Source organism: Streptomyces sp. Y7 (assembly GCF_043195415.1).
Classification (GTDB): domain Bacteria; phylum Actinomycetota; class Actinomycetes; order Streptomycetales; family Streptomycetaceae; genus Streptomyces.
Genome location: NZ_JBIDDQ010000001.1, coordinates 1125503 through 1147402 on the forward strand (window position 1 = coordinate 1125503; position 21900 = coordinate 1147402).

The following is a 21900-nucleotide window of genomic DNA, read 5'->3' on the forward strand; positions in this document are numbered from 1 at the left end:
ACCGTGGTGCGCGGCGTGGCCTCCCCCACACCGGGACGGCCACTCAGCCCTCCGGGGTGCCCGGTGGCCCGGGCCGCGTCAGGTGGTAGACGTGGAACGCCCGGCCGATCACGGGCTGTGCGACGTTGCGCACCTTCACGCCGCCGCTGGTCGTGCCGTGTTCCGTACCGAGGTGCGCGTGTCCGTGCACCGCGAGGTCGGCGCCCGCCGTGTCGATCGCCTCGGCGAGCAGATAGCTGCCGAGGAACGGGTGGATCTCGGGCGGTTCGCCGGCGAGTGTGTCCGGCACCGGGGAGAAATGGGTCAGTGCGATGCGTGCGTCGCAGTCCTGTCCGCGCAGTTCCTCGAGACCGGCGCGCAGACCGTCCGCGAGCCGGCGCGAGTACCTGACGAACTCCTTCATGATCGGCTCACCGAACTCGCCGGCGCACCGGCCCACGAACCCGCCGCCGAAGCCCTTGGTCCCGGCCACTCCGATGCGCACGTCGCCGTTGCCGACCACGGTCGACTGCCCTTCCAGGACCCGCGCGCCCGCCTCCCGGAGCACGGCGGCGACCTCCTCGGGGCAGTCGGCGTGGTGATCGTGGTTGCCGAGGACCGCGACCACGGGGACCCCGAGGTCCTTGATCTCCCGTGCGACCACCTGGGCCTCCTCGCGGGTGCCGTGGCGGGTGAGGTCCCCGGCGAGCAGCAGGACGTCGGCGTTCTCGTGCAGGGTCTCGAAGGAGGGGCGCAGCGTGCCCTCGCTCTCGGGGCCCAGATGGATGTCGCCGACGGCCGCGATCCGGATCATCCGACCTCCTCGGCACGGTCGGGCGCGGAGGTGTCCGCGACCACGATGTCGCAGTGCACGGGCGTTCCGGGCAGTTCGTCGCGGGCCAGACGCAGGACGTCGTCCCGGCATCGCGCGGAGGGCACCGTGCCGGTCAGCAGGACCGACTCGCCGCGGATCTCGATCCGTACGCCCAGCTCGCCGAGGTCGCCCGCGGCCAGGTGTTCGGCGACGTGGGCGACGCGGTAGTCCAGGTGACGCGCCGCGCCCGCGCCGGGAGCCGGCGGGCCGGCCTGCCCGCTCATCGGTGCTCCCGCGGCGGCGCGATCACGTTCAGGCGTTCGAGGAGATAGAGGAACGCCGCCGGCATCGGTTCCTCGCCGCAGGAGGCGCGTACGTCCTGCCAGTCGACCTTCTCGCGCAGGGCCCGGGCCGCGGCGAGGACCGGCCCGAAGTCGCAGTAGTGCTCCGAGAACGCCTCGATCAGGCCCCGTACGAGGTCCGTCGGGGCGAGGACGGGCATGTGCACGGAGTCGACCGGGACCTCCTGCGCCCGGTCCAGCATGTCCTCGGTGACCGGGCGGTGCGCCAGTTCGAAGAGGATGTCGACCTCCTGGCCGAGGCATGTGGTCTTCATCAGCCAGTCCTCCGGCGGTGTACGCACCGTGAGCCCGGCGTCGGTCAGGGTCCGCGTCACCGCTTCGGCGTCCGAGCGGCGCACGCAGAAGTCGGCGTCGTGCCGCAGATGGCCGCTGCCGCCGTGGGCGTACACGGCCACGCTCCCGGCCAGGGCGAAGGGGTACCCCTCGCGTTTGAGCAGTGCGCCGACCTGCTTCGCCGCCTCCAGGATCTGCTGGCTGCGGTCGGGGGACGGCTCCTGGTGGTTCGGCGGCAGCGGCTGAAGCGCCGGCTGATCCGCCCCTCCCGCCACCGGGCGCAGGTCGGGAAATCCCGGTGGCCGAGTGGATGTCGCCCTCTCCCGGTTCCGCGTCATCACGCCTCCGTTCGCCACCCGGCGCCGTGCCGGGTTTCTGCGGAGGCTTCGAGTACCCGGGGCGCCCGGATTCGATACAGCCGGCAGGAGCCGTTGCGGGACGCGGAGCCGCAAGTCGACGCGGCCGGCGGAGCGGCTATGCGGCTGTGCGGCTATGCGGCTATGCGGCGGTGTAGCCGAGTTGCCGTCGCATGTAGGGCGTCATGAGGTTCCTGGCCTTCGCGACGGTCGTGGTGCGGCTGCCCAGGACGGCCGTCTCGCCGCCCGGCACCGGCAGAACCGTCACACCGTCGGCCGGGCCGAACGGGACGATGAGGGGGGTGCGGTGGACCGGCCGGTAGAAGCGGGGCTGCTTGCGGTGCCTGCCGGTGCTGTTGAGGTAGGCGCGGATGTTGTGGGCGGCCAGGTCTGCCTGGGCGAGCGCGGCCGGGGTGATCTTCAGGTCGGTGGCGTCGTTGACGTCGCCGACCGCGAACACCTCGAGCCATCCCCGCAGCCGGAGCGCCTCGTCGACCTTGACGTGACCCGTGGCGTTCAGCCAGTCCCCGTGGCCGGCCAGCCGCAGCCAGAGCGTGTTGGGCGTGGTGCCGGTCGCCCAGAAGGAACGGTCCGCCTCGATGATGGTGCCGCGGGCGTCACGGTAGGTGCCGAAGTCGTTGCCCGGGGACATGAAGGAGTCGAGCCGTACCTCCACTCCGTGGGACTCCAGCCAGCCGCGCGCCTTGCGTCCGGCCCGCGCGCTGCCCGTGGAGTGCAGCAGTTCCGGCCCGGAGTGGGCGAGGGTGACCCGGGCGTCGGGCCGGGCGAGCCGGATCTCGGCCACGAGCTCGACACCGGAGGGCCCGCCGCCGACGACCAGGACGTGTTCGGCCTCGGCGATGTGCTGCTGGTGCGTGACGAAGGACTTCACCGCCTCGTCGGTGGTGGTGCCGCTGAAGCGGGCCGGCTCGGGGTAGTCCGCGCCGGTGGCGATCACCAGGACGTCGTACGGGAGCCGCTCGCCCGTGGCGAGGACGACCTCTCGCTCGCCGGTGTCGATGCGGACCGCCTTGCCCACGGCTACGCGGCCGTTGCGCAGCAGCCGGTCGTAGGGGATGAACGGGCTGTGCGACCAGTCCGGACGCACTCCGGCGCGCAGGGAGGCGATGCGGTGGAAGAAGACCTCTTTGCGGTCCACGAGCGTGACCCGCGCGGTCGTGTCGAGTCGTTTGGCCAGACGGACGCCGGCATAGCCGCCGCCGATCACCACTACGTCGCCGTCAACCACGCCGAGTCTCCTGTGCTGGTGGGGGGGGGCAGGAGGAGCGAGTGGCGCGACGGGTGGGCCGTCGTCGGCCTCTCCCCTGGTGCCGCGAGACTATCGCTTGAAACCTAAATAATTGCTGGGGCGGGGTGTGCGTTCTGTGAAGGGTGGGACGCGTGAGGCACCGCTCGCGCGCAGACGAAAAACGTCCGGGCCGACCCGTGCGGGCCGGCCTGGACGTCTTGCGGGGACTGATCAGACGAGGTCGAACCGGTCCAGGTTCATGACCTTGACCCACGCCGCGACGAAGTCCTTGACGAACTTCTCCTTCGCGTCGTCGCTCGCGTAGACCTCGGCGAGGGCGCGCAGCTCGGAGTTGGAGCCGAACACGAGGTCGGCACGGGTGCCGGTCCACTTGACCTGGCCCGAGGCGTCACGGCCCTCGAACGTGGTCTGGTCCTCGGAGGTGGACTTCCACGTCGTGCCCAGGTCGAGCAGGTTGACGAAGAAGTCGTTGGTCAGCTTGCCCGGGGTCTCGGTGAGCACGCCGTGCTTGGACCCGTTCTGGTTCGCGCCCAGGACACGCAGACCGCCGACCAGGACGGTCATCTCGGGGGCGCTCAGCGCGAGCAGGTTGGCGCGGTCCAGCAGCAGGTACTCGGCCGGCAGGCGGTTGCCCTTGCCGAGGTAGTTGCGGAACCCGTCGTACGACGGCTCCAGCGCGGCGAACGACTCGACGTCGGTGTGCTCCTCGGTCGCGTCGACACGGCCCGCGGTGAAGGGCACCTCGACCTCGACACCGGCGTCCTTGGCGGCCTTCTCCACGGCGGCGGAACCACCGAGGACGATCAGGTCGGCCAGGGAGACCTTCTTGGCGCCCGAGTTGAACTCGCCCTGGATGTTCTCCAGGGTGCGCAGGACCTGGGCGAGCTCGTCCGGGTCGTTGACCTCCCAGCCGCGCTGCGGCTCCAGGCGGATGCGGCCGCCGTTGGCGCCACCGCGCTTGTCGCTGGCGCGGTGCGTGGCGGCGGACGCCCACGCGGCCTTGACCAGCTGCGGGACGGTCAGGCCGGAGTCGAGGATCTTGGCCTTGAGCGCCGTCGCGTCGGCGGCGTCGATGGCCTCGCCCTCGGCGGCGGGCAGCGGGTCCTGCCACAGCAGGGTCTCCGCGGGGACCTCCGGGCCGAGGTACAGGGACTTCGGGCCCAGGTCACGGTGGGTGAGCTTGTACCAGGCGCGGGCGAAGGCGTCCGCGAACTCGGCCGGGTTCTCGTGGAAGCGCTTCGAGATCGGGCCGTAGATCGGGTCGAAGCGCAGCGAGAGGTCCGTGGTGAGCATCGTGGGCAGACGCTTCTTCGACGGGTCGTGCGCGTCGGGGATGATCTCCTGCGCGTCCTTGGCCACCCACTGGTTGGCGCCGGCCGGGGACTGGGTCAGCTCCCACTCGTAGCCGAAGAGGATGTCGAAGAAGTCGTTGCTCCACTGGGTGGGCTTGGTGGTCCAGGTGACCTCCAGACCACTGGTGATCGCGTCGCCGGCCTTGCCGGAGGCGTAGGTCGACTTCCAGCCCAGGCCCTGCTGCTCCATGTCGGCGGCCTCGGGGTCGTTGCCGACCGCGTCGGCCGGGCCGGCGCCGTGGGTCTTGCCGAAGGTGTGACCACCGGCGATCAGGGCGACGGTCTCCTCGTCGTTCATCGCCATGCGGCGGAACGTCTCGCGGATGTCGCGGGCCGCGGCGATCGGGTCCGGGTTGCCGTTCGGGCCCTCGGGGTTGACGTAGATCAGACCCATCTGGACGGCGCCGAGCGGGTTCTCCAGCTCACGGTCGCCGGTGTAGCGCTGGTCGTCGAGCCAGGTGGTCTCGGGACCCCAGTACACGTCCTCGTCGGCCTCCCAGACGTCGGCGCGGCCGCCGCCGAAGCCGAAGGTCTCGAAGCCCATCTGCTCCAGGGCGACGTTGCCGGTGAGGATCATGAGGTCGGCCCAGGAGATGGACTGGCCGTACTTCTTCTTGACCGGCCACAGCAGACGGCGGGCCTTGTCGAGGTTGCCGTTGTCCGGCCAGCTGTTCAGGGGCGCGAAGCGCTGCTGACCACGGCCGCCACCGCCGCGGCCGTCGCTGATCCGGTAGGTGCCGGCGCTGTGCCAGGCCATCCGGATCATCAGCGGGCCGTAGTTGCCGAAGTCCGCGGGCCACCAGTCCTGCGAGGTGGTCAGCACCTCGGCGATGTCCTGTTTCACGGCCGCCAGGTCGAGGGCGCCGAACGCCTCCGCGTAGTCGAACTCCGCACCGAGCGGGTTGGCGACGACGGGGTCCTTGGCGAGGATCTTCAGGTTGAGCCGTTCCGGCCACCACTGACGGTTGCCGCCGCCCTGCGTGGGGTGCGCGGCGCGACCGTGCGCGACGGGGCAGCCACCGGTGCCCTCCGTCTTCGCGTCAGTGACGATCGCATCGGGGTTCTCAGCCATGGGAAACCTTCCGAACTAGGTGGATCACAGTGCTCGGGGTGCACTGCCGGCAGTGGAACAGTCGGGGCACAGGCCCCAGTAGATGACCTCGGCCTCGTCGATCGCGAAGCCGTGGTCGTCGGACGCGGTCAGGCAGGGCGCCTCGCCGACCTCGCAGTCGACATCGGCGACGACACCGCAGGAGCGGCACACGATGTGGTGGTGGTTGTCGCCGACACGCCCCTCGAACCGGGCCGGGCTGCCGGCCGGTTCGATACGACGTATGAGTCCCGCCGCGGTGAGCGCGTGGAGGCCCTCGTACACGGCTTGCAGGGAGACATGACCCACGCGATCACGCACCCCGGAGGCGATGGCCTCGACACCGAGGTGGTCACCGGCCCGGACGGCGTCGAGCAGCGCGACCCGCGCCGCCGTCACCCTCAGGCCGGCACCGCGCAGCTCCTCGGCGGGGGTCGGAGTCTGGGATGCGGTCATGTGGCCAACCTACCTCTCTAAACACGAACGATTCAAGAAAACGAACGATGAAACTCTGGTGATCCTCCCGCTGGCGCACATGGCAGCCAACGGGACCCCCCAAAGCGCGAAAAAGCATCTTTTCTGACATTGACTCATGTCTTTGCGTCAAGACCTCCATCTGCTCGGAATCCCACGCGTACTCGATGGAGGCACATCGCATGCTCCGCAGACATACCGCGGCCGGTCGCCGCGCCGCCCTCACCGCTCTCGGCGCTCTCGTGCTCACCGGCGTCACCACGGCCGCCACGGCCGCGCCGCCGCCCCCGGCGCCCGCGTCCACCGCCGCGCAGACGCTCGGGGCCGACCGGCCGCCGGCCGCGGTGGTGCGCGCCATGGAGCGTGACCTGAAGCTGAAGCCCGGGCAGGCTGCCGAGCGGCTGGTCAACGAGGCGGAGGCGGGCGTCCGCGCGGGACGCCTGCGCAACTCGCTGGGCAAGCGCTTCGCGGGCGCCTGGCTGCGGGGCGCGACCTCCGCCGAGCTCGCGGTCGCCACCACACACGCCGACGACGTGTCGGCCATCGAGGCGCAGGGCGCGAAGGCCGTCGTCGTCAAGCACCCCCTGAGCGAGCTCCAGGCCGTCAAGGCGAAGCTGGACAAGGCCGCGACCAGCGCGAACACCCGCGACACCCCGGTCTGGTACGTCGATGTGCCGACGAACCGCGTGGTCGTCCAGGCGATCAAGCGGCCGGCCGCGACCGCGTTCATCAAGGCCGCCGGTGTCCAGGACAAGGGCGTGACCGTGCGGGTGTCGGCGGCACGGCCGCGCCCGCTGGCGGACCTGGTCGGCGGCGAGGCCTATTACATCGAGGGCTCCGCCCGCTGCTCCATCGGGTTCTCCGTGACCAAGGACACCCAGCAGGGCTTCGCCTCGGCGGGCCACTGCGGCAACGCCGCGGACTCGACCGCCGGGTTCAACATGGCCGCGCAGGGCACCTTCAAGGCGTCCACGTTCCCCGGCAAGGACATGTCCTGGGTGGGTGTGAACAGCAACTGGACGGCCACGCCGGACGTGAAGGGCGAGGGCGGCCAGCGCACGCAGGTCACCGGCTCGGTCCAGGCGCTCGTCGGCGCCTCGATCTGCCGCTCCGGCTCCACCACCGGCTGGCACTGCGGAACCATCGAGCAGCACGACACGAGCGTCAGCTACTCCGAGGGCACCGTGAACGGCGTCACCGAGACGACCGTGTGCGCCGAACCGGGTGACTCCGGCGGCCCGTACCTGTCCGGCTCGCAGGCGCAGGGCGTGACCTCGGGCGGTTCGGGCGACTGCACGAGCGGCGGGACCACCTTCTACCAGCCGATCAACCCGATCCTCAGCGACTTCGGCCTGGTCCTGAAGACCGCGACCGCGCAGGCCGGCTCCCCCGCCCCGCAGGACAACGGGGCGTCGGCATGGGCCGCGGGCCGGGTCTACGAGGCGGGTGCCACGGTGACCCACGCGGGCGTGCGCTACCAGTGCCTGCAGAGCCACCAGGCGCAGGGCCGCTGGTCTCCGGGTGCCACTCCGGCCCTGTGGCAGCGGATGTAACCGGGGCGGATGCACGCGTCGTACGGTTCACGGTGCGGGGCGCCTGCCCCGCACCGTCCGTCGTTCCGGACGGGCCGGTCCGGTCACTGGTCGGCCAGGAGGCCGTACGCGGTGGCGATGAAGGTGTCGCGGGCGCGGAAGCGGCGGGTGCACAGCGCGGCCAGGGCCGTGCCCGTGTCGGGTCGGAAGCCCAGGAATGCCTGCTGGCCGAGGGTCGCCCCGCTGTGGAAGTACAGCGGCCCGCCGTCCGTGGGGTGCCGGAACCACGCCATCGTGTGCACATGCCGGTGCCCGAGGCCCCGGCGCAGTACAGGGGTGCGGACCGCGCCGAGGGCTCCGGCCAGCGGGGAGCCCGCCGGGTCGAGGTGGGCCTCCAGGAACGTCAGCAGATCGTGCGGCGTCGCGCGCACGGCGCCGGCCGCCTCGAACCCTCCGGAGTCGAAGGCGAGCGTGGGCGTACGGCCGTCCTTGCCGTGGCCGACGGCGTCGGTCTTCGGGTCCTCCGGCCGCAGGGCCGTGCCGCCGAGGCCGAGCGGACGCAGCACGTGCGTGCCGAGGAGGTCCTCCCAGGCCGTGCCGGTCGCGGCGGCGAGTGCGTGGCCGAGTACGGCGACGCCGAAGTTGGAGTACCGCCACCGGGTGCCCGGCCGATGCCGTGGGCGGTGGCGCAGGAAGGCGTCGACCACCCGTTCGGCGGGGTAGCGGCCGTAGGGGTTGGTGCGCCAGGCGGGCAGCGCGCGGCGGTAGAAGTCGGCGGGCAGGGTGGGCAGTCCGGCCGTGTGCGTGACCAGGTGCGCGAGAGTCGCCGAGGTCGCGCCGGTACGGCGGCCCGGGTCGAGCCACGCGGCGGCCGGTTCGCCCCCGGTCAGCAGCCCGCGCTCGATGAGCCGGGCCAGCAGCAGGCCGGTGAACGTCTTCGAGGCCGAGCCGATCTCGTACCGCAGGTCCTCCCGGGGCACGGCGGGATGCGGGGTGCCGCCCCCGCAGTACACGGTGCGCAGGCCGGACCGCGAGACGGCGAAGACCACGTCGGGCGCGTCGACGGCGTCGACGGCACGCGCGAGCCGCTCGTACAGGGAGCCCGCGCTCGGACCGGACGGGTCCCTCCCGGCGTTGCCGGGGCCGCCGTCCTCCCGCGCCGCGTCCTTGTCGTCGTCGACGCCCGGCCACGGCATCAGCCCGGCGGTCATGAGGTGGCGTGGGTCAGCTCGGTGAGGGCGCGGGAGGTGGCCAGCAGCGAGGCGAACGCGGCCACCAGCGTGGGGTGGTAGATCATGTCGAAGACCTCGTCGGGTTCGCCCTCCGGCATCGACCGCACGGCCGGCATGGCCCCGTCGGGCTGCTGTGCGGCGGCGAAGCCCTCCCAGGCCCGCTCGTCCAGGGTGGGCCTGGGCAGGCAGGCGTCGACCACGAGGAGTTCGCCGAGCAGGTCCCAGCGCTTCAGGTCCAGCCAGTCGTCGATCCAGACCGGCAGCCAGGTGGCGAGGTAGTCGGCGATGTCCGGCGGCAGGGCCTCGGGGTGTGCGCCCCAGTCGGTGAGGTGGAACACCGTGTGGGTGACGTCGTAGGCGATGTGCCCGCTGACCGTCCAGGGTTCGGGCCTTCGGGCGAGCCAGGTCGGGCCGACGAGCGCCGCCTCCGGCGGGCGGGGCGTGAGGCCGAAGCGGCGCTGGAACGCGGCCAGTCCGAGGCGCCGGGTCGGGTCGAGTTCGAGGGCCGACCAGCTCTCGAGCCGGTGGTAGAGGACGGTGGCGCGCTCCACCTCGGGCTCGCTGTACCCGAGTTCCTTGTACGGCAGGTACACCTCGAAGGGGATCGGCGACATCGGCTCGATGCGCTGGCCGCGCGCCAGCATGCGACCGCCGTCCAGGGTGTGCCGCCAGGTGTGGTCCAGCAGCCGGCGGGCGAGGTCGGCCTGCCGGGACCCGGCGACGCCCTCACGGAACAGCACCCGGCAGATCAGGGCGAGTTCACCGACCGGCTTGAAGCGTTCCAGGAAGCCCACCTCGGGGTCGACGTCGGGCTCCAGGCGGAACCCGTCGCGGTGGGCCCACAGCCACTCCAGGGCGCGCACGCCGACGGTGTGCATCAGACGGGTGTCGGTCATCCGGGCACTCCTTGTCCGTCGTGGCGGGTCCGCGCGCGGCCCGCTCGCGATCGGTGACCGTCACCGCCCGCGTCGAAGTCGTCGTCGCCCTCGCCGGTGAGGCGCTTGACGGTCTGTGCCGCCGCGAAGGCGGCCATCAGGGTGGAGTGGTAGCAGCGCAGGAAGTCCGGCTCCGGGCCCCCCGCGTCGGCGCCGGGGCCCTCCTGCGGCAGCGCTCCGGAGTCGTGCTGCGCCCGCGCGATCCGGGTCCAGGCGGACTGGAAGGCGGGCAGGTCGGGCGGGGCCGGCAGGCTCGCGGCCACGACCAGCAGTTCGCAGCTCAGGTCCCACATCGTGGCGTCGAGGCAGGTGTCGAGCCAGGACGGCAGCCAGTGGGCGAGATAGGCGGCGAGGTCGGCGGGGACGCCCGCGGGGGCGCGTCCCCAGTCGGTGAGGTGGAAGACGACGTGGGTGAGCGCGTACCCCGAGGACCGCTCGAACGTCCAGGGTTCCGGCAGGCCGCCCAGCCAGGTGCGCCGCAGCACCTGGGCGGACTCGTCGGGCCGTTCGATCCCGCTGCGCCGTTCGGCCTTCAGCACGCCGAGCCGGCGGGTGGGTTCCTGTTCGGTGAGCCGCCAGCCCCGGGTCCGGGCGGTCGTGGCGGCCGCCGCCTCGTACCCGGGATGCCGCAGTCCTGCCGCGGCGAACACCGAGTAGACCTCCAGGGGGTAGGTGGCGAAGGGCTCCAACCGCTGGAGGCGGAGGAAGAGTTCGCCGCGGCCCGTCTGCTGCCACGCGAACCGCAGCAGGTCCGACGCGCACCCGTGCAGCGGGTCCGACGGCGGCAGGTGCGACCGTACGCTCTGGCAGGTCTGGGCCAGTTCCCCGAGGGGCTTCCAGGTGACGTCGACGTGGCCGTCCTCGGTGAACGCGTCCTCGTCCAGCGCGAAGTCGGCGGTGTGCGCGGACAGCCAGGCGAACGCCGCGGCGGCCACCTCGCGCATGTCCGCGACACCCATGGCGGTCGCCGTCATACGAGTGCTCCGGCCGCCCGCATCACCCGTGCGGCCTGCACCTGCAGAGCCACCCGGGGATCGCTTCCGCCCATCAACTCCACGAAGTCCAGGCCCGTTTCGAGGCCGAGCGTGTCCGGTACGCCGTCCAGCAGGGTCAGCCAGCGACCGGCGCCGGCCGCCTGTTGCCAGTCCCTGCGGCGCACGGCCCGTACGAAGCCGCGGGCCACGTCGACCGGCCGGCCGCGGGCCACGCGGGCCACGGCACAGTCCTCGCCGGGCAGGGCGAGGGGTGCCAGGACCGCGAGTTGGTGGGTCAGGTACTGCCAGGGCGCCTCCTCGAGCCAGTCGGCGCCGGGTCGGGTGTCGGGTTCACCGGCGGGTGTGCCGGTCAGGGACGGGTCCAGCCGCACCAGGGTGCGGCGCATGGCCCAGTGGCTCCACATCACGGTGGGTGCCGCGTCGGGACGCGGCGGGAATGCCTCCACCGTCCTGCGGAACGCCTCAAGTGCCTCCGGGGCGGGCGGAGTCGGAAAGAGGACGTGCGGCAGCAGCAGGTCCGCTCCCACCACGCGTACGGCCGCGAGGGCCATGCCTCCTTCGACGTCGTTCATCGCCGCGGTGCCTGACATGCGCACGTGGTCTCCGCCCCGAAGGGCGGAGACCACGTCGGACGCAATGTCCTGCACAGCGCCCTGCAAGAGGGCCGAAGTGCCTGACTGCTCCATTCAGTCGCTCCCGTTCGTCCGCTCAGCCCTTCTTCGGGCGAGGGGTCGGCGGGGACAGCAGCAGCTTGGTGTCCGCGGAGAGCAGCGCCAGTGCTGCGCACTCGCGGCTGTCGCGGAAGACGCCGTCGGGTTCGGCCGGGTCGAGTGCCGCTTCGAGGTCGGTCCGCACGCCGGTCGTTTCCTCGATCGCCTTGTCAATGGAAGGCATATCACCATCTCCTCTGGGGTCAGCCATAGCCTCCACAACCAAGAGCACCACACAGTCACAAAGCGCGCATCTTTTCCCACAGGGCGCCATACGTCACTTGTTCAACATTCCCGGGCGCGCGCCATGGGCCCCAACAAGGGGGCACCCAGGCGCTCCCCGCCCGCCGCTCCTCCTTGAGGGGACGAGGGTCGCGCCGGTCGCCCGGGCCGGTCCGGGAAATGCCGTGCGAGTCGACTGAAAGACAGTCAGTGAGCTGTCCCCGGGCTGCCCGGATTCGTTTTCGCGCCACCGGGTGGCGGCCCGCCCAACTATGGTTCCGGGAACGGGAATCCGGCCTTCATCAGTGTTACCGGCCAGTTTCTCGCAGATGGCCCGCCGATGGCCGGTAAGGGACCAAGTACCTGGCCTGATCAGCCCGGTTGAGGCCGACCGGGAACCTCCGGCAGAGCGCCGCGGCATTCGGCCGACACGCCCTACGGGTGTCGTTGTGCTTATCAACGCGTGTTGATTACCGGGCAACCTCAAAAAAAGCTCAGGGATTCCCGGGTGAACCTGTAGTAGTGGTGCATGGCTCGCTAATCTCCGATTCGAAGGAGGAGCAGGTCACCCGCAGTCATCAGACGAGAGGTGCGCATGCGCAACCGTCCGCGGCTCGCCCATCGGCCCCTCACCGCCCAGCAGGTGCGTGCCGTGACCCCCCAGGATCGCCCATGACCGCCATCCCCGCTTCTTCCTCCCCTCAACTCGTCGGCCGGCAGGCCGTTCTCGACTCCCTCGACGGGTTCGTGCGACGGCTGGAGAGCGGCGTCTCGGACATCGTTGTCGTCACCGGTCCCGTGGGCTCCGGACGCAGTGCCGTCCTGCAATGGGCCGTCGACCGGGCTCGCGCCTCCGGTCTCGCCGTGGGCGTCGCCCGCTGTTCACCGCGTGAGTCACGGCTCCCGTACGGCGCCATCACCCAGCTCCTGGGCACACTGTGCCGCCCCTCCCGGATCGGTGCGCTCGCCTCCGGCATCGGCCCCACGAGCAGGCCCACGGACACCGTGGCCCGTATGTGCGACACGCTCCTGGCCCTGTCGGCCGGCCGGCCCGTGCTGCTGGCGCTGGACGACCTCCATCTCGCCGACCCGCACTCCCTGCGCCGGCTGGTCGGCCTGATCCACCGCGCCCTGCAGGGCGCCGTCCTCGCCGTCGTCACCACCCCGGTGCCGGTCCGTCAGGTCCTGACCGCGGCGGGAGCCCGGCCCGCGGCGCCCCGCCCGGTGCGCACCCTGCGCCTCGGCGCCCTCACCACCGCCGAGGCGCGCTGCGTTCTCGAGGCCCGCGTGGGCCACCCCGTGCCGCGGTCCGTGCTCACGGTGGCCGGGGTCGCGGGCTGGTCCCCCGCCGTGCTGCACGCCGTCGCCGACCGGATCGCCGCGCTCGGGCGCCCCCTGGGCGGCGACGCCGTACCCCAACTCACCGCCGCGGCCCGCACGGCCTGGTCGGCCCGCGCCCTGACGACCCTGCGCGGCCTGCCCAAGAGCGTGGTGTCGCTGCTGCGGGCCACCGCCGTCGGCGGTCAGCGACTCGACCCGGGGCGGCTCGCGGCGCTCGCCGGCCTCGACGACGGCGCGTTCACCGACGCCGTGGACGCGCTGCGGGCCTGCGGGCTGCTCGCCGACACCGGCACACCCCGACTGCGCCACCCCTGGTTCGCCGACGACGTCCTGGCGGGCATGACGGGACCCGAGCGCGACCTGCTGCACCGCCGCGCCGCCGCACTGCACGGCCGGGAGAGCTCCTGCTCCGGCGCGAACGCCCAACTCCCCGGCGGCGCCACCTCGCCCGCGTGCCCGTGGACACCCTCGGACCTCGCCGCCTCCCCGCCCCCGCGGCAGACCGCCGACCTCGCCACCGCGACGCTGCGGCACTCGCTGGGCGAGCCGGTGACCGAGGTCGAGCGCGCCCGCCGCCTGATCCGCCTGGCGGCCGCCGAGACCGTCACCGCCCCGCAGGCGGCCGACGGCCGGCTGCGCCAGGTGATGCTGCGCCACCTCAGCCGCGAGACCTGGCCGGACGTACTCGACGCCGCCGACCTGCTGCTCAGCCGTGGTGACGCCGAGACCGCGCGGTGGGTGATCGCCGACGTGCACCAGCGGGCCCTGACCAAGATCCCCGACGACGAGCTGCGTCCGCTGCGCGCCCTCGGCCGGCTCGCCCACAAGGAGAAGAGCGGCCTGCCGCTGGTCGCCCCGCCCCCCGCCCACTCCGACCGGCCGGGACACCCCGCGCAGTCCGCGGTGCTCGCCTGGACCCTCGCCACCCGCGCCGAGAACCGGGCCGGGGTCCTCGAACTCGCCCGAACGGCCCTGGACGAGCCCGCATCCGTGCCGTTCATGTGCCGTATCGCCGCGGCGCGGGCCCTGCTGTGCGCGGACGACCTGTCCACCGGCCTCGACCAGCTGGACGCGGTCGCCGCCGACGCCCGCCGCCGCGACGCCCTCGCGGCGGCCGCACAGGCCCTGCTCAGCCGGGCCGAGGCACACTTACGCGTCGGCCGCGGCGAGGAGACGCTGCGTGACCTGACCGCCGCCACCCGCGCCCTGCCGCCCCCGTCGTGGCACAGCCTCCTCGCCCCGCGCCTCGCCGCGGCCGAGATCCTCGCCCTGATCCGCTGCGGCCGGGTGGCCGAGGCCCGGCGCGTCTCGGAGAGCGCTCACAGCCGGCCCGAGGGGCACAGCGTCACCACGCCGTTCCTGCTGTACGCCCGCGCCGAACTCGCCCTCATCGATCAGGACGCGGCCCGTGCCCTGCTCCTGCTGGAGGAGTGCGGCCGCATGCTGCGGGCCAAGCGCTGGCGCAACCCCCTGCTCCTGCCGTGGCGCAGCGCCGCGGCCGTCGCCCACCATCACCTCGGCGCCCCGGCCACCGCGGACGACCTGCTCCTCAGGGAAGGGGAAGTCGCCGAGCGCTGGGGCACGTGGGGCGCCTTCACGGCACTGCGCGCCCACACCCACGCGGCGCTGAAGCGCAACGGCGTCGAAGTCCCCTGGGCGGCCGCCGCGGCCGAACCACCCTCCGCCCGGACCTCGCCGCCCTCCCCCAACGGGCCCACGGCGGTGACCGACGCGAACGCCCCGGAGCGCGACCCGCTCACACCGTCCGAGCGTGACGTGGCCGACCTCGTCCTGGCCGGACTGGCCAACCGTGAGATCGCCCACCGACTGGGCCTGGCCACCCGCACCGTCGAGTTACGGCTGACGCACACCTACCGCAAGCTCGGCGTGAAGGGGCGCGCGGCCCTCGTCGCCCAGCTGCGAGCCCGGCACACGGCCGGCTGATCCATGCTGCTGGAGCGCGAGCGGGAGCTGACCGTACTCGACGACGCGGTCGCCGCGGCCCGGTCGGGCGACGGCGTCCTCCTCGTCGTCGAGGGCGGTACCGGCACCGGCACCACGGCCCTGCTGAACCGGCTGGCCGAGCGGGCGACGGCGGCCGGCGCCCTGGTCCTGCGCTCCGGCGGCATCCCCGCCGAACGGACCGTCCCCTTCGGTGCGCTGCGCCGGCTCGTGCTTCCGCTGGTCGCCGAACGCGACCTGCCCGCACCCCTGTTCACCGCGGTACCGACCACCGCCACCGGCCCGAGCCCCTCGTGCCCGGACGGCGAGGCCGACGCCGCCGTGCGCGCCGACGTCCTGCACTGGCTGCACATCCTGTTCGCCGGCCTGAGCGCCGAGCGGACCGTGACGGTCGCCGTCGACGACCTGGGCTGGGTCGACGACGACTCGCTGGAGGCGCTCGCCCATCTCGCGGCCCGCCGCGACGGCCTGCGCATGCTGCTGGCCGTGGTCAGCAAGGACGGCCTCGGCTCCCGCGACCCGCTCGTCGGCGAGATCTCGGCGGCCGCCACCCACCGCGTCCGGGCCCGCGGCCTGTCCCACCGCGGCTCGGCGGCACTGGTGACCCGTCACTTCGGCGACGGCTGCCCCGACGACTTCCGCCGGACCTGCCACGACGTCACCGGCGGCCGGCCCAAGGAACTGCGGGTGCTGTGCGACCGGGCCCGGCTCCGGCGGCTCGGCGCACCCCACTGGCACACGCAGCGCCTGCGCGGGCTGGGCGAGTCGCTGCGCCGCGAGCGGCTGCTGTCGCTGCTGCGACGCGAACCCGTCCTCGACGCCTTCCTCAAGGCCAGCGCCGTGCTCGCCGACCACGCCACGGACGACCTCGTCGCCCGGGTCGCGGAGCTGACGGGGCAGCAGTGCGCGTACGCCCGTGACGTCCTCACGCACGCCTGGCCGCCCGCGCCCGGCGACGACGGGGCCGCCCACACCCGCGCGGCCTGCGCGGTCGTCCTGCGGACCATGGGGGACGAGGAGAGCTCCCACCTCCACCGGCGGGCGTCCGCCGTGCTCGACGCGTGCGGCGCCGGACCGGAGGACGTCGTGCGGCCCCTGTTGCATGTCGACCGGCTCGGCGACCCGTGGGAGATCCACCAGTTGCGCGCCGCCGCCGCGGCCGCGCGTCGCCGGGGCGCTCCGGAGGCGGCCGTGCGCTATCTCGGCCGCGCCCTCGTCGACGTGCCGGCCGGCAGCCATGTCCGCGCCGAGTTGCTGTACGAACTCGGGGTCACCGAGCTGGACCTCAAGTCCCCCGCGGCGGGCCGTCACTTCGTGCAGGCGGCGCGGCTGATGCCGCGGCTGCGGCGCCGCGCCGAGGTCCTCTCCAGCACCCCGATGGACATCGTGCGCAGCGATCCCGAGGTCGCCGCTCTCGTCCGGGAGACCGCCGCCGGCCTCGGAACTCCGCGGGAGGGCGACCGGCAGGGCGGCTACCTCGCGATGCGGCTGGAGGCCCGCCTGCGGTACGCCGGGCTGGAGGATCCCGGCCTGGTGAGGTCGGCGGCGCGCCGGCTGCTCGACCTCGGCGAGCAGCGCTACGGCATCTCGGCCGCCGAGCGCGAACTGCGTACCGTCCTGGTGTTCTCGGCCGCCATGGGCGGGCAGGCCGATCACCGCACGGTGGCCCGGACGGCCCGGCAGGTCCTGGAGGAGGAGCCCGCGCACAGCGCCCTGTCCGGTCTGGCGCTCGAACTGCTGCCCTCGGTCCTCCACTGCACGGACAGCCCGCACCTCGCCGCCTCCTGGCTGGGCGCGGCGCGTCTGCACGCCTCGCAGGAGGGCGACCGCACGACGCTGTCCCTCATCGAGGCGGTGCAGGGGCTGGCGCTGCTGTCGCGGGGCGAGGTCGGCGCCGCCCGGGAGTTCGGGGTGCGCGCGCTCGCGCTGGCCGGGGGCGGGGCGCCCGGGGACACGGTGCACGCCACGCTCGTCCTGGGCCGGGTCGCTCTCGCGGCGGGCGACGCCGAGCTCGCCGAACGACTGCTGCGCCCCGCGGAACCGCCCACCGACCTGCGGATGTCGGCCCTGTTCGGGAATCTGCACGGGATGCTCGCGGAGAAGCGAGGGAATCTGCCGCTGGCCCTGGCCCACTATCTGGACTGCGGGCGCGTCCTGGAACGCGCCGGGTGGATGAACGCGGCGTTCGCGCACTGGCAGGTCCGCGTCGCGCTGATCCACCACCGCGCGGGCCGGACCGCCGAGGCCCTCGCCGCCGCCCGGACCCATCACGAGCGGGCCCTGGCCTGGGGCGCGCCGACCACACTGAGCCGGGCGCTGCGCGTGCTCGGCGTCGTCACCGAGGGGCCACCGGGAACCGCGCTGCTGCGGCAGGCCGTCGACCTCGTGGAAACGGACGGCAGCAGGCTGGAGTTGGCCCACGCCCTGGTCGAACTGGGCCGACGTCTGCAACGGGAGTCCCTCCCGGACGGCGACCGGCTCACCCGGCGCGGCCGTCGCCTGACCGCGGAACTGACCGACACGCGTGCGGACTCCGGCACCGCGGCGCGCCCGGCGCGGGCGCGCACGGCCGGGCTCACACCGGCCGAGACCAAGGTGGCGGAACGCGCGGCACGTGGTCTGAGCAACCGGGAGATCGCCGAGGAACTCGATACGAGTCTGCGGGCCGTGGAAAGACACCTCACGAGCACGTACCGAAAATTCCGCATTACCGGCCGGGAACAACTGGCCCACGCCATGGGAATGGACGCAACCGACTGATCTTCCCCGGACGGCATTGATCCATGCTCGCCGACCCCCGCGGAGTTTTGTTCATTGTGTTCACGGAATCCGGGGAACCCGAAGCCGCTGATTTCCGTCATCTTCACCACCGCACACCCGGGGCGCCCCCACCGGAAGGTGAGGGGGTCGCTCCGACCTGCACGTTTCCTCGTGTCGCCGCTGCCGCACGTCCCGTTCGCCGGTTACCGAACGGTACTCGAAAGGCGCCGCGTACGGAACCGCAATGCGCACCGAACCACCGCCGGCGGGCACCGCAGTCTTAACGGAGAATAGGGCCTCGCCAACCCGGTGCGCCTTGACATGCATTTTCATTCGGTGGCAATGTCACAGATGAAGGAACACTCCCCGCTGCGGGACGCACCACCGGTCATGAGCGCTGAGAGAGAGTGGCCCACCCCCCATGAAGAACGTCGGCCCAGACTCTGCAGAGATCCTCCCCGACACGCCACGGAACTGGTCTCCTGAACCCTATCGCGAAAATTATCTGGCTCTTTTCGAGCAGTCCCCGGCCTGCATCGCGAACCTCGATCTTGAATTCCGGATAATGGAAGCCAATCGATCCTTCGCCCGGCAATTCGACTGGACACCCGGGCAGGGCACGGGAATAGATTTCTGTAAACTCCTGCATCCCAGCGTGCAGAGCAAGCTGAAGAACGAGTTGATCCGCCTGGCGGACGGTCAGAGCCCTCGGTTCGCGGACCACTTGGTCGCACTGGGCGCGAAGGACGCCGTATTCCGCGGCGAAATGACAGGGATAGCGGTGCGGAGCGGTGTCGGCAGAGTGGACCGCATTCTGGTGCTGGTCGACCCGGAGGAGTCCGAGAACGGTCCCCGACTCGCCCACGCCCGGCGCGAACTGTTCAGCCCGATGCACGCCCGCATTCTGGAGGGAGTGGCATCAGGTGAGTCGACGGTACAGCTCGCCACGAAACTCTTCCTCAGCCGCGGCGGAGTGGAGTATCACGTCTCCTCGCTGTTGCGGAAGATGAAGGTGACCAACCGGCCGGCGCTGATATCGAAGAGCTATTCCCTCGGTGTCTTCGCCCTGGGCCAGTGGCCACCGCGGGTACGCCCGGAGTTCGTGTCCGACTGATCGCCCGTTCCGCCGCTTCGAGGCCCTGCCGCTTCCCCCGGCGGGGCCTTCGGGGCGGAGCGCACCCGCACCGGGTGGATACAGCCGTACGCGGCCACACCCGGGGGGCGTCACGCGGCATGGGCGTCCTTTCCAGGGCTGCGGTCAGTGCGACAGCGGCAACCGGCCCGCCGTCGCCGCCCATTGAACCCGGGCCGCCACCCGCAAAACCCCAGACATGCCCCGCCGAGCACACCGCCGCGGCCGTCTCAGGCGACGGGCCTGCGCTCGGCGGCGAGGACGGCCTCCAGTTCGCCCCGCCCTCGGATGCCGAGCTTGCGGTACACGCTGGTGAGGTGGAACTCCACGGTGCGCTGGGTGAGGAAGAGGGCCTCGGCGATCTCCCTGTTGGTGGCTCCCCCGGCAGCCCGCTCGGCGACCTGGCGTTCACTGCCGCTCAGCGCGTCGGTCGGTGACTCGGTACCGCGCCGCAGCCGGCCGCCCGCCGCGCCCAGGGCGGGCACCGCCCGGTCGAGGAGTTGCCGGTCGCCGCACAGCACGGCGATGTCGATGGCGCGGCGCAGCCGTTCGCGGGCCCCCTCGAAGTCACCGCGCTCCAGCAGCCGCCGGCCCAGCAGGTACTCGGCGCGGGCCTGCTCCAGACGGCCCGGACCGGCGTCGAGGAGTTCGGCCGCCTCGGTCAGTTCGTCGATGCCGGTGTCGCCCGGGGTCAGGACGCCTCGGGCGACGGCGAGCATGCCCCGGGCCCGGGATGTGCCCCAGCGCCGCACCGCGGGGGCGACCCGGTCGACGACGTCCTTCCCTTCGCCGTACCGGCCCAGTTCGGCGAGCAGTTGGGCGGCCTCGTACCACCAGGGCGCCAGCACGGGGTTGCCGATGCCGGCCTCGGCCAGGCTGTCGCCGCACCGCAGGAGGTGGCCGAGGGCGCCCTCCGGGTCGCCGAGCGCGGCGCGGGTGCGGGCCCGGCTCATCAGGTAGGTGTGCGACTCCAGTGCGAACTCGTCCAGGCGGGGCCGGCGCACCAGATCGAGGAGTTCCTCGGCGCGGCGGGCGTCGCCCCGCAGGACCAGGACGTCGGCGAGGGTGCACTGCGGGCCGACGGCGCTCTGCACCTGCAGGTCGCGGTGGACGAGGTCGAAGGCGAGCTGCGCGTCCGCCAGCGCCTGGGTGATGTTGCCGGCCCACAGGTGCACCTGGGCGCGGGTGTTGGACGCCAGGGCGCTGTTCCACGCCTGGCCGCGCTTCTGGGCGTGTTCGAGCAGCGTGGTCAGCACCAGCTCGACGGGCTCGATCTCGTCGGCGAGGTACAGGGTGAGGCTGGCGCCGAGAGCGCCCCAGCCGCCCAGCGAGACGTCCCCGACCCGCAGGACCCGCTGGGCGGCGGGGACCAGTTCGGCGGCGGGCCGGCCCTCGAGGGTGCCGAGCGCGCACAGCATGCCGAGCAGCAGCCGCTCCTCGGCGGTCTCGCCGGGCGGCATGCCGTGGTCGCGGAAGCGCTCGCTGACGCGGCGGACGGTGGCCTTCTCGTCCAGCCCGGAGACCAGCGCCATCGCCTCCATGAGGGTGCGCAGTGCCTGTTCGTCGGGCGCGTCACCGAGCTCGGCGTCGATCACGGGCACCGTCTCGCCGACCAACTCGAAGGCGCGCAGCGAGTTCTGCACGCCGAGGGAGGTGATGACGTACTGAAGGACGAGACGGCAGCGCAGGCGCGGGTCGGTGGCGAGGGACAGCGCGCGTTCCAGCCGGCTGAGCGCGGTGGGGTGGTCGGAGTGGGCGAGGACGCGGGCGGAGGCGGACAGCAGCTCGATGTCGTCGGGATCGTGGCGCAGGGCGCGGGAGAGGTACTGGCCCGCGATGGCGGGTGCGCCGCGCTGCTCGGCGCCGAGGGCGGCGGAGCGCAGGACGGTGACCATCCAGGGTTCGGGCACCGCGGGCAGGTGCATCAGCTGGACGGCGACCTGGTCACTGGGGTGTCCGGAGTCGTTGAGCAGGCGTGCGGCGCGTTCGCGCAGCGCACGGCGTTCGTCGGCCGGCGTGGCGTCCAGGACGGCCTGCCGCATGAGGTCGTGGCGGTAGGCGAGGGAGTCGGGGCGCAGCAGTCCGGCGGCGCGCAGGGCCTCGACGGCGCCGGCGGCGGGGCCCGGGGTGGTGCCGGCCAGGGCCGCGACGGTCTCCGTGTCGTCGGACTCCAGGACCGCGAGCGCCTTCGCCACGGCGAGGCGCTCGGGGGTGAGCCGGTCGAGGTGGAAGCGGGCGACGGTGTCGTGCCCGAGGCCGCCGCGCAGTGCGTCGGCGTCGAGTACGGCGTCCGGTGCGTCCCCGAGTTCACGGGTGAGCAGCTGGACCAGGAACGGGATGCCGCCGGTGAGTTCCATGCAGCGTGCGACGACGGAGGCGTCCGGTGCGGCGGCCAGCGACGCGGCGAGCATGTCCCGTACGGCGTCGTCGGTGAGCGGTTCGACGTCGACGGTGAGGCAGGAGGGGGCGTCGGCCATCTCGTCCAGCACGTCGGGGCGCGCGGGCTCGACCTCGGTGCGCAGGGTGACGAGCAGGGACAGCGGCAGGCCCTCGGCCCGTCGCAGCAGGAAACCGAGCCAGCTCAGCGACGCCTCGTCGCACCACTGGAGGTCGTCGACGGCCAGGACGAGGGGGCGCTCGGCGGCGAGCGAGGCGGTGAGCCAGTACAGGCCGTGCATGACGCCGTACATGTCGGCGGGCCGGCCGTCGGGGGCGCCGTCCGTCGTGAGGGCGGGCAGGGCGAGCGCGGCGCTGCCCGCCAACTCGGGACGGTCGGCGAGCAGCGGATGGCGGGCGGGGTCGCCGTCGGTGAGGCCGAGCGGTTCCAGCAGCCCGCGCACGGCCGCGTAGGCGGCGCCGCCCGTCTCCTGGCACTTGACGGTGAGGACACGCGCGTGGGCGTCGAGGTCGGCGATCATCTCGTGCATCAGCCGGGTCTTGCCGATCCCGGCGGGTCCGCGCAGCAGGACCGCGCGGCCTTCGGCCGTGCCGTGGAGATGCTCACGGATCAGGGCCAGTTCCAGGTCTCGACCGACGAGCGTGGGCTCGTCATCCGCCTTGAGGCCGGGGGTTAACGCCACCGCGTCTCCTGTATTGCGCCGCCACACCG

16 protein-coding genes are annotated in these 21900 nt (G+C 72.8%); 4 read left to right on the plus strand and 12 right to left on the minus strand.

Translation table 11 applies throughout. The features are described from left to right. Positions 1–43: 43 nt before the first annotated feature. The 6 genes from ACGFW6_RS04895 to ACGFW6_RS04920 all read right to left on the minus strand — a co-directional run bounded on the left by ACGFW6_RS04895 (position 44) and on the right by ACGFW6_RS04920 (position 5952). Positions 44–793 carry a metallophosphoesterase gene (locus ACGFW6_RS04895; protein ID WP_393504678.1) on the minus strand — a complete coding sequence of 250 codons (750 nt, stop codon included), beginning with the start codon at positions 791–793 and terminating at the stop codon, positions 44–46. Continuing rightward, positions 790–1077 (minus strand): BON domain-containing protein, encoded by a 288-nt coding sequence (locus tag ACGFW6_RS04900; protein ID WP_393504680.1) that lies wholly within the window; start codon positions 1075–1077, stop codon positions 790–792. Before ACGFW6_RS04900 ends, ACGFW6_RS04895 begins: the two co-directional genes overlap by 4 nt. Further along, a complete protein-coding gene (locus ACGFW6_RS04905) occupies positions 1074–1766 on the minus strand; it encodes a nucleotidyltransferase family protein (protein ID WP_393504682.1) in 693 nt (230 codons plus the stop codon). The genes ACGFW6_RS04900 and ACGFW6_RS04905 overlap by 4 nt, the downstream gene beginning before the upstream one ends. 160 nt (positions 1767–1926) lie before the next feature. Next, positions 1927–3033: an NAD(P)/FAD-dependent oxidoreductase gene (locus ACGFW6_RS04910; RefSeq protein WP_393504684.1), complete on the minus strand. Its 1107-nt coding sequence runs from the start codon at positions 3031–3033 to the stop codon at positions 1927–1929. Positions 3034–3264: 231 nt separating this feature from the next. Next, entirely contained in the window at positions 3265–5478 is a 2214-nt protein-coding gene (gene katG / locus ACGFW6_RS04915; protein WP_393504686.1) for a catalase/peroxidase HPI, read from the minus strand. A gap of 24 nt (positions 5479–5502) precedes the next feature. Then, on the minus strand, positions 5503–5952 hold the full coding sequence (locus ACGFW6_RS04920) for a Fur family transcriptional regulator (RefSeq protein ID WP_393504688.1): 450 nt from the start codon (positions 5950–5952) through the stop codon (positions 5503–5505). A gap of 200 nt (positions 5953–6152) precedes the next feature. On the opposite strand from ACGFW6_RS04920, the gene ACGFW6_RS04925 reads away from it, so the two are divergent. Further along, positions 6153–7523 (plus strand): alpha-lytic protease prodomain-containing protein, encoded by a 1371-nt coding sequence (locus ACGFW6_RS04925; RefSeq protein WP_393504690.1) that lies wholly within the window; start codon positions 6153–6155, stop codon positions 7521–7523. An 83-nt stretch (positions 7524–7606) separates the two neighbouring features. On the opposite strand, the gene ACGFW6_RS04930 is transcribed toward ACGFW6_RS04925, so the two are convergent. Genes ACGFW6_RS04930 through ACGFW6_RS04950 form a run of 5 tightly spaced genes read right to left on the minus strand, consistent with a single transcriptional unit; the run spans position 7607 to position 11558 of the window. Continuing rightward, entirely contained in the window at positions 7607–8713 is a 1107-nt protein-coding gene (locus ACGFW6_RS04930; RefSeq protein ID WP_393504692.1) for a serine hydrolase domain-containing protein, read from the minus strand. Further along, entirely contained in the window at positions 8710–9630 is a 921-nt protein-coding gene (locus ACGFW6_RS04935) for a DUF6895 family protein (protein WP_393504694.1), read from the minus strand. The genes ACGFW6_RS04930 and ACGFW6_RS04935 overlap by 4 nt, the downstream gene beginning before the upstream one ends. Next, the gene (locus ACGFW6_RS04940) at positions 9627–10643 is read right to left on the minus strand and encodes a DUF6895 family protein (RefSeq protein ID WP_393504696.1); all 1017 of its coding nucleotides are present in this window, start codon (positions 10641–10643) and stop codon (positions 9627–9629) included. Before ACGFW6_RS04940 ends, ACGFW6_RS04935 begins: the two co-directional genes overlap by 4 nt. Then, the gene (locus ACGFW6_RS04945; RefSeq protein ID WP_393504698.1) at positions 10640–11350 is read right to left on the minus strand and encodes a hypothetical protein; all 711 of its coding nucleotides are present in this window, start codon (positions 11348–11350) and stop codon (positions 10640–10642) included. The genes ACGFW6_RS04940 and ACGFW6_RS04945 overlap by 4 nt, the downstream gene beginning before the upstream one ends. Positions 11351–11372: 22 nt before the next feature. Next, the gene (locus ACGFW6_RS04950) at positions 11373–11558 is read right to left on the minus strand and encodes a hypothetical protein (protein WP_393504700.1); all 186 of its coding nucleotides are present in this window, start codon (positions 11556–11558) and stop codon (positions 11373–11375) included. A gap of 710 nt (positions 11559–12268) precedes the next feature. Here ACGFW6_RS04950 and ACGFW6_RS04955 point away from each other — a divergent pair. From ACGFW6_RS04955 to ACGFW6_RS04965, 3 genes are all read left to right on the plus strand, one after another. Beyond that, positions 12269–14881 (plus strand): AAA family ATPase, encoded by a 2613-nt coding sequence (locus ACGFW6_RS04955; protein ID WP_393504701.1) that lies wholly within the window; start codon positions 12269–12271, stop codon positions 14879–14881. Positions 14882–14884: 3 nt separating this feature from the next. Beyond that, positions 14885–17659, plus strand: coding sequence for an AAA family ATPase (locus ACGFW6_RS04960; RefSeq protein ID WP_393504703.1), 2775 nt, complete (start codon positions 14885–14887; stop codon positions 17657–17659). 421 nt (positions 17660–18080) lie between these two features. Then, the gene (locus ACGFW6_RS04965; protein ID WP_393504705.1) at positions 18081–18773 is read left to right on the plus strand and encodes a LuxR C-terminal-related transcriptional regulator; all 693 of its coding nucleotides are present in this window, start codon (positions 18081–18083) and stop codon (positions 18771–18773) included. A 248-nt stretch (positions 18774–19021) separates the two neighbouring features. Here the strand turns inward: ACGFW6_RS04965 and ACGFW6_RS04970 are convergent, their stop codons facing one another. Then, positions 19022–21871, minus strand: a complete 2850-nt coding sequence (locus tag ACGFW6_RS04970) for an ATP-binding protein (protein WP_393504707.1) — start codon at positions 21869–21871, stop codon at positions 19022–19024. Positions 21872–21900: the final 29 nt, after the last annotated feature.